Here is a 12,802-nt window from a genome sequence, read left to right as displayed (position 1 = left end):
GGCAGAAATGAAACTTCCACCTTCAAAGCTCACAGCTTTCACTCTTTGGTTAAGTTTTGACTAATGTTTCTTTCGCTCCAAACTTATACAATCTGTGTAAATGATTCGTAACTGACTCAACAAAAAGCGGTGACTGGGACAAATCGCCAAAAATCTCAGTTAAATTAAGCAATGGTTTGGCATCGCTACCACTGGAATCAGCTAATTGAGTTAGAGTACCTGCTATTGGGTCATCAATGGGAATAGTATTGCCTTGGTCATCGTTTCCATTGAGGTAACGGAACCAAGCAGCAACCGTTAGGCTCATGTATTCAATTGCCCCTCCTTGATGCAGCGCGTCACGGACTGAGCCTAAAACAAATTTTGGCATTTTAGCGGAGCTATTGAGGCAAAGACGCGGGAGTTGATCTCGAATTTTAGGATTGGCAAAGCGTTCAATTAAGGTTTTTTTGTAATTATCTAAATCAATTCCAGGTACGGGTTGAAGTGTGGGCGTAACTTCTGCCATCAAATTATCGACGGCTTGTCGGATTAATGCATCTGCCATAACTTCATGGACGTATGTATAACCTGCTAAGGAGCCGAGATAGCCAATCAACAAGTGACTGGCGTTGAGCAACCGGATTTTCATCATCTCGTAAGGATGAACATCACTCGTCATCTGAACGCCAACTGATTCCCAATCAGGTCTACCTGCGCTGAAATTGTCTTCGACTACCCACTGAAGAAACGGTTCGGCAACAACTGGAAAGGCATCATCAATGTTAAACTGTTCCGCCACCATTTTGATATCTGCTGGGGTTGTGGCGGGGGTAATGCGATCGACCATGCAGTTAGGAAAGGACACCTGTTCGGCAACCCAACGTCCCAATTCCGGGTTCTGCATCTGGGCAAATGCAGTCAACATTTTGCGGGCAATGTTACCGTTACCTTGCAGATTGTCGCAGGACAAAACAGTAAATGGTGCTATTCCTTGTTGACGGCGGCGATCGAGGGCTGCTGTCAAAAAGCCATATACTCCAATTGGCTCGTCGGGATGCTGCAAATCGTACTGGATTGTCGGGTGATTGACATCGAATTCACCGCTACCTTCAATATAGTAATAGCCTCCTTCGGTAATCGTGAGGGTAACGATGCGGCATTTGGGATCTGCTAAGGTGTCAATCACAGCTTGGCGGTTATCTGGGGCAAACAGATATTTTGTAATTGCCCCAATTACACGAGCGCGATCGCCTTCTGGGGATCTTTCCACTAAGGTATACAAACAATCTTGTGATTTCAGTGCATCCCGCATTCGTTTGTCGAATTCCAGTAGCCCAACTCCGCAGATTCCCCATTCACTACCGGGATTTTGATGAAAATAATTATCCAGGTATAACGCTTGATGTGCGCGATGGAACCCACCCACACCGATATGGACAATACCGTTTGTGATTTGATGGCGATCGTAATTGGGTACGCGAATGTTATTGCCTAAATGAGACAAAGATGCTTCATTCAGCTTGATTGCCGATCCTGTGCTGATATTGCTGTTCATGGGATTCATTTTGGGTTAGGTGGTGACGATGAACTTTGGGGATGGCTTCACCGTCGCGATCGAACAAATGGCAAAGCTCACCGTTAATGTAAATCGGAACGTAATCGTGCATGTTGGCTGGATTATCCCCGTCTGTTTGCACAACTATGGTTTCGCCACCCGCAATCTTGATGTAGAGAAAGGTTTCTCCGCCCAATCGTTCTACGACTAATACTTCACCATTCACGCTTGGGTTATTGCGATCGAGCCGCAGATGTTCGGGACGAATTCCTAATGTTGCTCTGTCCCCAACTGACAAGGTTTTGGGCTTCACTGGAATTGTTACGGTTGCGTCACCAGGGAGTCTAACTGTTGCCCCAGAGTCATTGACGGCTGAAACTGTCACTGAGATAAAGTTCATTTTCGGTGAACCAATAAATCCGGCAACGAATAGATTGCGGGGATGATGGTACAGTTCCAAGGGAGAACCCACTTGTTCGATGATGCCGCCCTGCAACACCACAATTTTGTCGGCAAGGGTCATTGCCTCAACTTGATCGTGGGTAACATAAATCATGGTGGCTTGCAGGCTGTCGTGTAAACTGGCAAGCTCAATCCGCATCTGCACCCGCAATGAAGCATCCAGGTTGGACAGTGGCTCATCAAACAAAAATACTTTGGGATTACGCACCAAAGCACGACCGATCGCCACGCGTTGCCGTTGTCCTCCCGATAATTCTTTGGGCTTCCGGTTCAAAAGCGGCTCCAGTTGCAGGATACGAGCGACTTCACGCGCCCTTTCATAACGCTGGGCTTTCTGCATACCCGCAAGCCGGAGGCTAAAAGCCATATTTTCTGCCACTGTCATGTGGGGATATAAGGCATAAGTTTGAAACACCATTGCTAAACCACGTTTATCGGGTGGCACATCATTGACTTTTTGTCCATCAATGAGTAAATCGCCGGAGGAAATTTCTTCTAATCCAGCAATCATACGGAGTAAGGTTGATTTTCCACAGCCGGAGGGGCCGACGAAGACAACAAATTCGCGATCGCCCACGTCGAGATCGATCCCTTTGATGATCTCTGTGTCGGCGTAGGTTTTATGGATATTTCTTAAAGCAACTGTTGACATAAAATGTTTCCATTAATGCGTTGAATTTTTGTTTCGCGCAAAGAAGAACGAGTCGCACTGTTCCAATCCCTTCTGGCTCACTTCGACTACGCTCACTTCGACTACGCTCAGTGACCACCTGCTTGGTTGGTGAGCGAAGCCGAACCACTGCCTTCTACTTCACAGCACCAAAAGTCAGACCCCGGACTAATTGCCGTTGACTCAGCCAACCAAAGATGAGGATTGGTGCGATCGCCAATGTTGATGCTGCCGAAAGTTTTGCCCAAAATAATCCTTGAGGGCTGGAAAAAGAAGCAATAAAGGCTGTAAGTGGGGCGGCATCTGCCGTTGTCAAGTTCAAGCTCCAAAATGCTTCGTTCCATGACAAAATAATCGAAAGCAAGGCAGTGGATGCAATTCCGGGTACTGCTAATGGCAACAACACATGCACAAGTTCTTGCTGTGTGGTTGCTCCATCCATGCGATCGGCTTCGAGAATTTCTTTGGGAACTTCTTTGAAGAAGCTGTAAATCATCCAAACGACGATTGGCAAATTAATCAGGGTATAAATAATAATCAAACCGATGTGAGTATCCAGCAATCCGGCGTTGCGACACAAAATGTAGATTGGTACTAGCACACCAACAGGTGGCAGCATTTTGGTGGACAGCATCCAGAGTAAAGTGCCCTTGGTGCGTTTGGTTGGGAAAAATGCCATTGCGTAGGCGGCAGGTACGGCAAGCAGCAGTGCGACTATAGTCGAGCCAAGGGAAATGGCTACGCTATTAAATGCATAATTAAAATAATTTGCCCGGTCTTGGATGGCAATATAATTCTCCAATGTCGGGCGGAAAAACAACTGAGGGGGAGTTGATACTGCCGCGACTTCAGTTTTGAAACTGGTGAGAAACATCCAGAAAATTGGAAAAAACAATATGCAGGCAGCAAGCCAGCCGAGTAATGTCCATAGCCAAATCTTCGAGGTTTTACGTGCCATAATGCTAATTCGTAATTTGTAATTCGTAATTCGTAATTAGAAAAGTTAGCTTCGGTAGCCTTATTTGGGAAACTTGGCATTAAGTATCCAAATTACGAGCAACACTACGCATTAAAAAGATTGCCACGATGTTGGCAAGGATTACGGCAATTAATCCACCGGCTGAAGCACCGCCCACATCGAATTCCAACAAGGCTTTTAAGAAGATGTAATAAGCCAGATTAGTGGTTGCAAGTCCCGGCCCGCCGCCTGTGGTAACAAAGATTTCGGCAAAGATGGTCAAGAAGAAAATTGTCTCAATCATGGCAACCACGGAAATGGCGCGACTTAGATGGGGTAGCATGACGAAACGAAATAGAGCGATCGCATTTGCACCATCCATTCGCGCAGCTTCTAACTGGTCGCGATCGAGTGACTGAATTGCAGTCAACAAAATCAGTAGGGCAAAAGGCAGCCATTCCCAGGACACAATAATAATGATGGCAAGCAAGGGAACGCTGGCAAACCAATCGATCGCCCCCAAACCCAAACCTCTAGTAATTTGAGCAAATAACCCATTCACTGGATGCATCAGCATATTTTTCCAGATCAGGGCGCTAACTGTGGGCATAACAAAAAATGGGGAGATTGCTAGTACCCGCGCCACTCCACGACCATAAAAGTCTTGGTCAAATAATACTGCTAGTAGTGTCCCCAGACCAATTGTGATTGCTAAAACAGAAATAACCAAAACTATTGTGATGGCGATCGATGTCCATAAAGCTGAGTCACTGAGGATGAAAGTGAAATTTTCAATCCCGATGAATTTACGTGCATCTGGATTCAGCAAGTTATAACGCTGAAAAGAAAACCATATAGTCATCACCAGAGGCACAATCATCCACAGCAGTAGGACAACGACCGAAGGCGCAACCAGAGGTAAGGTTGACACTTGCCGCGTAGTCCGTTGCTTCGTGGGTGGTGGCGTTTCGTGTTGAGGTTTTACCGCTAATGAAGAAGACATAACCCAAAGAAATTTTAGATTTTAGATTTTGGATTTTAGATTTTGAATGTTTTGTAGTTGAGCATCGGCTCTTTTTACCCATGCCCAATGCCCAATGCCCCATTTCATTCGATATAACCCGTGTGTTTCATGAAACGTTCAGTCGATTTCTGCGATCGCTGCAAGGCTTGGTCTACCGAAGTCCGATTGGTTAACGCTGCTGCCAGGGTTTGCCCGACAGAAGAACCGATCGCCTGAAACTCTGGAATATCCACATATTGAACTCCCTTATAAGGAGTTGGTTGTGCAGATGGACGGGTAATATCAGCAGATTGAATTGCTGCCAGTACTATTTCAGCAAAGGGGGCAGCTTTTCGATAGTTGGGATTTTCATAAGTGGAAGTCCGAGTCCCTGGTGGTACAGCAATCCAGCCATTTTCCTTAGCAACTAGTTGAATGTATTCCTTTGATGTTGCCCAAGCAACGAACTTTTGCGCGGCTTCCGGTGATTTTGAGGTTTTTGGAACCGCTAGCGCCCAGGCCCAAAGCCAGTTTGAACCGTTGGGATATTTTTCAATTGGCGCACGGGCAAAGCCAACTTTGTTATAAACTTGGGATTCTTTGGGATTGGATAATAAACCCGCAGCAACGGTTGCATCTACCCACATACCACATTTACCCGTTGAGAATAACGCCAGATTCTCGTTAAATCCATTAGAACTAGCTCCTGGCGGCCCATATTTATTAAGCAGATCGACATAAAAAGCGATCGCCTCTTTCCAAGCTGGAGTATCGATCGTTGGTTGCCATTTCATATCAAACCACTGTCCACCATAGGTATTAACCAATGTGGAAACAAATGCGACGTTTTCACCCCAACCGGGTTTTCCGCGCAGGCAAACTCCATAAACTCCATGCGCTGGGTCGTGGATTTTGCTTGCCCATTCTCTCATTTGGGGATAAGTTGGCTGTTGAGGAACTGCAATTCCAGCTTTTTCAAACAAGTCTTTTCGGTAGTACAGCATGGAACTTTCCCCATAGAATGGCACGGCATAGAGTTTGCCGTTATTGGAAAGTCCTTCTCGTATGGGTTTAAGCAAGTCATTTACGTCATAGTTTGCGCCTAGATCCAAGGGTCTTAACCAATCCCGCCTAGCCCAGATTGGTGTTTCATAAGAACCGATCGTCATCACATCAAACTGCCCACCTTGGCTTGCAACATCTGTAGTTGTGCGTTGGCGTAACACATTTTCTTCCAGCACAACCCACCGGAGTTGAATATCAGGATTAGCTTCCTCAAATTTGCGAGAAAGCCCTTGCATCACCACCATGTCGCCGTTATTAACAGTGGCGATCGTTAGTTTAGTTTTCTCTGCGGCTTGGGATCGCGGTGAGCAAGCATATAGCAGATGCACCAGCATTACTCCAGTGAGAAATGCAGCCAGCACTTTAGCGAAGCGGCGAATACGCATCGCATAACTCCTTTAAAGTAAAAAACCGAACAAAATAAATTTTTGATTTTATGCTCTAAATTGGGGCAAAAGCTCAATAATAGAAATCATACCAATCTGATTTCCATCACGGTCATTTGCAACAATTCTTCAATAAGAGGTTGAATCTATGACGGCAAAAGCAACTTATCAGTTTGCAGGTAAGACGATCCTAATTACTGGCGGTGCAGGAGATATTGGCAAGGCAACTGCACACCGTTTTGCTGCTAATGGGGCAGGAATAGCCCTGCTAGATTTGAATGAACCGAAGATGGCAGATGTGGCCGGGGAACTAAAAGGTTACAACGTTCCAGTTGGCACGTTTCGCTGTGATGTTACAGCTAGTGATGATGTTGTCAAAGCTTTTACTAATGCTGTAAAGCAGTTTGGGCGGATCGACTATGTGTTTAATAATGCGGGTTATCAAGGAGTGTTTGCCAAGACTGACGAATATCCTGAAGACGACTTTCAAAAGGTGATTAACATTAATGTTGTCGGCGTTTTTCATATTCTCAAGGCTGCTGCACAGCAACTACGTGATGCAGGTGGAGGTGCGATCGTCAACATGGCGAGTTATGCAGGGGTGGTCGGGCCACCAAATATGTTGGCTTATGCCGCTTCTAAGTTTGCTGTCATTGGAATTACTCAGACGGCAGCGAAAGATTTAGCTCCCTACGGCATTCGGGTGAATGCGCTCTCGCCTGCGTTGATTGGCCCTGGTTTTATGTGGACGCGGCAAACCGAATTACAAGCAGCAGTAGGATCGCAGTACTTTGATGCCGATCCCAAAGTAGTTGAGCAACAGATGATTAATTCAGTACCAATGCGGCGTTTAGGAAGCCTGGAAGAGGTAGCGAATGGGGTAGCGTTTTTGATGAGCGAAGAGGCAAGCTACATTACTGGCTTTAACTTGGAGGTTACTGGGGGATAATAGAAATTTAAAAACAATTGAGCAAATATTGTATCTTTGGGCATATACTCTAAAAAATGCAATCATACCTTTGACAGATACATAGTTTTTGCAGGTAGTATATGGGACAACCTTTTTTAGAGCAGCGCGATGCCAGCAAAGCTGGCTTGCCTCATAGGGCGCGCAAATTAGACCTGGCTGCACATGCTGCTTGGCTCTATTACATCGCCGGCAATACGCAAGAAGAAATTGCCGCCAAGCTCAATGTGTCCCGGCAAGCTGCACAACGCTTAGTGGCACTGGCAGTCAGTGAAAAATTGATTAAATTTCGACTCGATCATCCCTTGAGTGAATGCATTGCTTTGGCTGAGTCGTTACGCGATCGCTTTGATCTGTCACTTTGTGAAGTAGTACCAACTGACGCAGGTAGTGGTGATACATTATACGGAATTGGTGTATGTGCTGCCACCCACCTAGAGGCTTACCTGATGGCTAAAACGCCGACCATACTAGCGTTGTCATCGGGTCGCACATTGCGAACAATGGTGGAGCAAATACCCTCAATGAACCAACCCCAACATAAGATTGTTTCAATTATTGGGAATATGTCTCATTCTGGGCGTGCAGGTCGTCACGAAGTGGTTATGCATTTATCCGATCGCGTCGGTTCTCAAGCTTACCCAGTGCCGACTCCGGTTGTGGCGACTAGCATTGAAGAACGAGAACTCTTGCAGACTCAGCGATCGTTTCTCGCCGTCAAAACTCTTGCTGAGCAAGCCAAAGCAACGTTTGTCGGAATTAGTCACATTGCCTGGAATGCTCCTTTACATCAAGATGGCTTCATCAATGACGATGAGGTGGCTGAATTGATTGAACTAGGAGCAGTCGGAGAAATTGCAGGTTGGGCTTACAGCGATCGCGGAGTATTGCTGCAACAAGGGACAAACAACCGGGTTGCCAGTGTAGCGCTCGAACAACCCGCTCATCGACTGATTATTGGAGTGGCGGGTGGTGTGAAAAAGGCAGAGGCGATTTTGGCTGCTCTGCATGGCAAGTTAATTACAGGATTGATTACCGATGAAGCTGCCGCCCAAATGATTCTTTCTAAAATTTAGTAAATATAGCAAGGGACTGGGGACTGGGTGAAAAGCCTTTTTGTGTCTAAATTATCTAAAAAAGGGCATGACTGTTAAGCCTGCCCTTTAGCTTTAATGTTCTTGTCCCGTTGGTCGGATGAGGATTTCGTTGACATTAACGCGCGGCGGTTGCGTAAGGGCGTAAACGATCGCAGCAGCAACGTCTTCGCTTTGCAGAGGTTGAATTGACTTGCGCCGTTCTTCAATCCGTTGTTTGGCAACGGGATCGGTAATTTGGCTGTCAATTTCCGTATCCACCAACCCAGGTTCAATAATGGTGACGCGGATGTTGTCTTTGTGGACTTCTTGGCGCAATGCTTCAGACAGAGCATTAACACCCCATTTGGTAGCATTGTAAACACCAACACCCGCCCGTGCTGTCCGGCCAGCCACTGAGGAGATATTGACTATATGCCCTGATTTTTGCGCCTTCAACAAAGGCAAAACGGCATGAGTAGCATATAGCAGTCCTAATACGTTGAGGTCAAACGATCGCCGCCAATCTGAGCTATTTCCCGCTTCAATTGTGCCCAGTAAGGCAATCCCGGCATTATTCACAAGGATATCAACCCTTCCCAATTCTGCATTGGCCTTTGCCACCAAGTTATTTACCTGAGTTTCATCAGTCACATCAGTGACAATAGGTAATGCCTTGCCACCATTAGCTTCGATGCGTTCTGCTAATGCTTGAATGCGATCGCCACGCCTAGCAGCGAGTACTACTGTTGCTCCAACTGAAGCCAAAGCGATCGCAGTTGCTTCTCCAATTCCTGCTGAAGCCCCAGTGATAATTGCTACTTTTCCTTCTAATTTACCTGTCATTTATCTAACTCCTTAGTGATTGATAATTGGGCATTGAGCAAAACAGTGCTGAGTGCTGAGTTAAGAGTTAGGAGTTTTATTTATCTCCTTGTCTCCCTTGTCCCCTTGTCTCCCTCATCTCCCTACCCCCCTGCCTCCCACCTCTTACCGATCCTCAAAACGGATGCAACTGCTGCCCCACAGAGTATTATGGCTGCGAAGCGAAAGGTTCCTTGGAACCCTGCAACGATCGCATCAGGAGGGGCAACAGAGACATCTGCACCCGCAGACATACTAGCGATTAAGGCTCCAAATACTGCCCCAATTAGAGAAACTCCTACGGTGTTTCCTGAGGTACGTGACAAAGATAACAGCCCAGAAGCAATCCCTAGCCGCTCTCTCGGTACCGATCCCATAACAGTGCTGTTGTTGGGCGATTGAAATAAACCCAATCCAATGCCGTAAATAAAATAGCGCGATACATAGCCTAGTTCAGTAATTCGAGCATCAAAGGTGCTAATCCCCAAACAGCCGCCAATCATCAACCCCAGCCCAATTGAACTGATTAGTCGAGCGCCAAAGCGGTCTGAAAGTATTCCAGCCAGTGGAGCAATTAACCCACTCAGCACAGGCGATACGGCTAGTAACAGCCCTACTTTTACTGTCGGATAATGCTTGACGCTCTCTAGAAAGAAAGGGACGATCAGTAGCGAACCGCCAATAACAATGAATGCTAACCAGCCACTTAGCAAACCCATACTCAACTGAAGATTGCGAAACAGCTTTAGCTCTAGTAGTGGCTGCTTTAGAATCGCTTCAACTACCAAAAATGTAATGAAACTTACGGTAGCGATCGCTAATAATACCAATGCATTAGTACTACCAAAGCCCTGGCTCTGTCCTAGCGTCATACCTAAACCAAAACTACCCAGAGTCAATAAAGCCAATATGGCTCCCAAAAAGTCAAATTTCTGTTTGCCCTCAATGCGTGCAGAAGGTGGCACTACACGAGCTATTAAGAAACTAGCGATAATCCCCAAGGGTACATTGATGAAGAATATACTATGCCAGCCTGACCAGCTTAAGAGCAATCCGCCAGCAGAGGGGCCAAAAGCAATTCCCAGTGACACTACACTACCGATGATGCCAACAGCCCGACCTCGCTCGGAAGAGGGAAAAACTTCTGTGATAATTGCTAAACCAAGCCCAGAAATGAACACAGCACCTAATCCTTGAAGCGCCCGAAAGCCAATCAACCACTCGATACTAGGTGCAAAACCACACAACAGCGAACTGAAAGTGAACAGAACTAGTCCCCCTTGGTATAGGGACTTCTTACCCCACATATCCCCCAAGCGGGTTGCTCCCAAAACTAAACCAGAACTGACCAACTGGTAACTCAATACAGCCCATTGGGTGGTAGGAAAACTAGTGCCAAAGGCTTGCACTAATGTGGGCAAAGCAACATTAATGATCCCCACATCCAGGGTAGACATGAATACCCCAAGTCCGACACCGAGTAAGACCCAATTTTTTTGAGAGCTTGATAAAGCCAGAGGTTCTGCTTGGAATTGTGCCAACGTTTAGCCTCCACCTTTGACTTTACGGTTGTGAATAGTTTGCATACGTATATTCATTGTAGGGTGCTATCCTCGCTACTAAGTTCAGGAAACTAAGTTTACTTTCCATCCTTGACGTTGGCGATTTTTTTGAGTGCGATCGCAGCAGACACTTGGTCGATCGGAAATGCTCTCGATAGGTTGAAAAATTCAGGTTTATATCAAGTATCTACTTCCCAATCGGCAAGATTGGCTTTTCCACTTGTCATATATTTGGTAAAGTACTTAAGTACTCTTAACTCTGCACTCCTTCGGCTATATCAACGATAGTGTTCAATAAAGTACGGTAATTCGATAGACTTACTGTATTTAGACTAATTAGCAAACTATCATAGACAACTCTCAGAAGCAAGCTCTAAAGAAAATGGAGAAAAGGGAATGGGAAATGTCAATCATTAAAGTCACATCTGCAACTGCAAATAAGTACCTTTTTGTATAAGCAATGACTCAAAAAGCTGCCTTATCTCGATTTGCATTAGGATTTATTGCAGGCTTTGTGTCTGTTTTGCTATTTCATCAAGGTGTATTAGCGCTGCTACATGCAGTAAATTTTACACCTCGCGCCCCTTATTCAACTGCACCAACACAACCATTAGGAATCCCGCAAATTTGGTCAAATGCTTTCTGGGGAGGGATTTGGGGACTGATTTTGGTAGTAATTGCACCTCGTTTTCGACACGATAAAAACTATTGGTTAGGAGCTTTAGTCTTTGGTGCAATTGCTCCGACGCTAGTGGCTTGGTTTGTAGTTGCACCACTCAAGGGTCAACCCATCGCAGGCGGCTGGAAACTTGTGGGAATAGTCACAGGTTTATTAGTTAATGGTGCTTGGGGTGTGGGAACCGCTGGGTTACTGAGATTATTCTCTAGGAGGCAATTGTTTAACAGCTAGAGTTTTAAGCACTTCTAAGTAGTTGAGTAATATTTAGTATTATTAGTTACTAAAATAACTTCCTGCTTATTTCAGCATCAAGTTGAAAATGTGTATATTATTATTTGAGAATAATCGGTCAAAAAATAGCGATCGTATTATTCGCGTTATACCAATTCTGTATAAAGATGTGTAGAAATAACCCCACTACCTGCGGCGCTTCCCGCGAGTTTGGGAAGGTTGGAAGGGGTCTAAATGATGTGCAGCTTCACAGAGAATTGGCTTTACTCAGTAAATCAAAAATCAAAAGAATTTATTACAATGGATAATTTTGGGATTTATACACTGGCTAATGACGTGGTATTTGACCAACTAGTAGCTTTGCTAAACAGCATTGAGGTAAATGTTAGTCCAGATATTCCTATTTGTATTATTCCCTATGATGACCGCTTAAAACGAGTTAAACAGGAGATAGATTCTCGACCAAATGTCACCTTGTTTGACAATAAAAGCTCGATCAAAAAATGGGAGGATTTTGCCGTTCAAGTTTGGAACGCTTATCCAAGAAATGGTCGAAAAAATAAACCTTCTATCGAATGGAATAAAAAAAATAATTTAATCCGAAAAATGTGTGCTTTTGATGGTGAGTTTGAAAGATTTGTATTTTATGATGCTGATAGTTTGGCAATGAATAAGTTGGATAAGGTTTTAGAAAAACTAGACCAATACGACTTTGTGTTTGATGACTGGGAACACACAAAACAAACTTCAGTTGCAGCTTTCGACTTGCCGAAGTTAGAACAAAAAATGTCTTTGCCTGAATCTGAAATCAGACGAGAAATCCACTGTTCTAGTTTTTTTGGTTCAAAAAAGGGTATTTTAGGCGCTGAAGAATTAAAAATACTCAAAAAGCGATTGATAGAAGATAAAGAAGTAGAATTGATTAACGAAATCGCTTGGTGGTGTGACGCAGATTTATTTAGTTACATGACTTTTAGAATTGCTCGACCACTATTTAACTTTACACTCAGTCCCAATGGTGAAGATAGAACTGGGAACTGTGCTAATGCAAATCCATTTGTGAACATTGATAATGTTCTTTACAACCAACAGGGATTAAAACCAATTCATCGCCTTCACTATATGGGCTATTCTGCTATTGGATTTACTCGCTTGTGTAAAGGTGAAGATGTTGATATTCGCTACAAAAATGAATTTTTGCACTATCGTTTTCTGAAGCAACCAGAGCAAAAACCGAAGCGATTAAAGCCACCTACCATAGCGGCTAGAAGCAATCGATTTATCAAAAAAGTTTGGAATAAAATTAATCAAACTATTTCCTACACCTAGCTTTTGCCCAGCCTTG

Annotated in this window: 11 protein-coding genes; 4 read left to right on the top strand and 7 right to left on the bottom strand. The window is 44.8% G+C overall.

The window, feature by feature from the left end:
* Nucleotides 1-49: 49 nt before the first annotated feature.
* The 5 genes from RMX89_RS06425 to RMX89_RS06405 all read right to left on the bottom strand — a co-directional run bounded on the left by RMX89_RS06425 (nucleotide 50) and on the right by RMX89_RS06405 (nucleotide 6,081).
* Nucleotides 50-1,537, bottom strand: coding sequence for a mannitol dehydrogenase family protein (locus RMX89_RS06425; RefSeq protein ID WP_322688335.1), 1,488 nt, complete (start codon nucleotides 1,535-1,537; stop codon nucleotides 50-52).
* A complete protein-coding gene (locus RMX89_RS06420; protein WP_322688334.1) occupies nucleotides 1,494-2,651 on the bottom strand; it encodes a sn-glycerol-3-phosphate ABC transporter ATP-binding protein UgpC in 1,158 nt (385 codons plus the stop codon). The genes RMX89_RS06425 and RMX89_RS06420 overlap by 44 nt, the downstream gene beginning before the upstream one ends.
* Before the next feature lie 154 nt (nucleotides 2,652-2,805).
* On the bottom strand, nucleotides 2,806-3,627 hold the full coding sequence (locus RMX89_RS06415; RefSeq protein WP_322645705.1) for a carbohydrate ABC transporter permease: 822 nt from the start codon (nucleotides 3,625-3,627) through the stop codon (nucleotides 2,806-2,808).
* A gap of 79 nt (nucleotides 3,628-3,706) precedes the next feature.
* Nucleotides 3,707-4,630: a sugar ABC transporter permease gene (locus RMX89_RS06410; RefSeq protein ID WP_322688333.1), complete on the bottom strand. Its 924-nt coding sequence runs from the start codon at nucleotides 4,628-4,630 to the stop codon at nucleotides 3,707-3,709.
* A gap of 104 nt (nucleotides 4,631-4,734) precedes the next feature.
* Nucleotides 4,735-6,081: a sugar ABC transporter substrate-binding protein gene (locus RMX89_RS06405; protein WP_322688332.1), complete on the bottom strand. Its 1,347-nt coding sequence runs from the start codon at nucleotides 6,079-6,081 to the stop codon at nucleotides 4,735-4,737.
* A 148-nt stretch (nucleotides 6,082-6,229) separates the two neighbouring features.
* Between RMX89_RS06405 and RMX89_RS06400 the strand changes: the two genes are divergently transcribed.
* A complete protein-coding gene (locus tag RMX89_RS06400; protein WP_322688331.1) occupies nucleotides 6,230-7,030 on the top strand; it encodes an SDR family oxidoreductase in 801 nt (266 codons plus the stop codon).
* A 101-nt stretch (nucleotides 7,031-7,131) separates the two neighbouring features.
* The gene (locus tag RMX89_RS06395; RefSeq protein WP_322688330.1) at nucleotides 7,132-8,124 is read left to right on the top strand and encodes a sugar-binding transcriptional regulator; all 993 of its coding nucleotides are present in this window, start codon (nucleotides 7,132-7,134) and stop codon (nucleotides 8,122-8,124) included.
* A gap of 93 nt (nucleotides 8,125-8,217) precedes the next feature.
* On the opposite strand, the gene RMX89_RS06390 is transcribed toward RMX89_RS06395, so the two are convergent.
* Together RMX89_RS06390 and RMX89_RS06385 are read right to left on the bottom strand one after the other, a co-directional pair.
* Nucleotides 8,218-8,967: an SDR family NAD(P)-dependent oxidoreductase gene (locus RMX89_RS06390; RefSeq protein WP_322665624.1), complete on the bottom strand. Its 750-nt coding sequence runs from the start codon at nucleotides 8,965-8,967 to the stop codon at nucleotides 8,218-8,220.
* A gap of 122 nt (nucleotides 8,968-9,089) precedes the next feature.
* Entirely contained in the window at nucleotides 9,090-10,526 is a 1,437-nt protein-coding gene (locus RMX89_RS06385; RefSeq protein WP_322688329.1) for a DHA2 family efflux MFS transporter permease subunit, read from the bottom strand.
* Between the two features lie 481 nt (nucleotides 10,527-11,007).
* Between RMX89_RS06385 and RMX89_RS06380 the strand changes: the two genes are divergently transcribed.
* On the top strand, nucleotides 11,008-11,457 hold the full coding sequence (locus RMX89_RS06380; RefSeq protein ID WP_322682686.1) for a hypothetical protein: 450 nt from the start codon (nucleotides 11,008-11,010) through the stop codon (nucleotides 11,455-11,457).
* A gap of 300 nt (nucleotides 11,458-11,757) precedes the next feature.
* The gene (locus tag RMX89_RS06375; protein ID WP_322688328.1) at nucleotides 11,758-12,786 is read left to right on the top strand and encodes an Npun_R2821/Npun_R2822 family protein; all 1,029 of its coding nucleotides are present in this window, start codon (nucleotides 11,758-11,760) and stop codon (nucleotides 12,784-12,786) included.
* The last annotated feature ends 16 nt before the right edge of the window (nucleotides 12,787-12,802 follow it).

This window comes from Nostoc sp. DedSLP04, from assembly GCF_034530775.1.
In the GTDB taxonomy this organism is placed as follows: Bacteria; Cyanobacteriota; Cyanobacteriia; order Cyanobacteriales; family Nostocaceae; genus Nostoc.
The sequence above is the reverse complement of the archived record's forward strand: the minus strand, read 5'-3'. Positions and strand labels throughout refer to the sequence as shown.

Excerpts from the sequence above, each read along its gene's own strand:
- RMX89_RS06395 (WP_322688330.1), top strand. The coding sequence starts at position 7,132 with ATGGGACAACCTTTTTTAGAGCAGCGCGATGCCAGCAAAGCTGGCTTG.
- RMX89_RS06405 (WP_322688332.1), bottom strand. The coding sequence starts at position 6,081 with ATGCGTATTCGCCGCTTCGCTAAAGTGCTGGCTGCATTTCTCACTGGA.
- RMX89_RS06390 (WP_322665624.1), bottom strand. The coding sequence starts at position 8,967 with ATGACAGGTAAATTAGAAGGAAAAGTAGCAATTATCACTGGGGCTTCA.
- RMX89_RS06415 (WP_322645705.1), bottom strand. The coding sequence starts at position 3,627 with ATGGCACGTAAAACCTCGAAGATTTGGCTATGGACATTACTCGGCTGG.
- RMX89_RS06400 (WP_322688331.1), top strand. The coding sequence starts at position 6,230 with ATGACGGCAAAAGCAACTTATCAGTTTGCAGGTAAGACGATCCTAATT.
- RMX89_RS06410 (WP_322688333.1), bottom strand. The coding sequence starts at position 4,630 with ATGTCTTCTTCATTAGCGGTAAAACCTCAACACGAAACGCCACCACCC.
- RMX89_RS06380 (WP_322682686.1), top strand. The coding sequence starts at position 11,008 with ATGACTCAAAAAGCTGCCTTATCTCGATTTGCATTAGGATTTATTGCA.
- RMX89_RS06420 (WP_322688334.1), bottom strand. The coding sequence starts at position 2,651 with ATGTCAACAGTTGCTTTAAGAAATATCCATAAAACCTACGCCGACACA.
- RMX89_RS06375 (WP_322688328.1), top strand. The coding sequence starts at position 11,758 with ATGGATAATTTTGGGATTTATACACTGGCTAATGACGTGGTATTTGAC.
- RMX89_RS06425 (WP_322688335.1), bottom strand. The coding sequence starts at position 1,537 with ATGAACAGCAATATCAGCACAGGATCGGCAATCAAGCTGAATGAAGCA.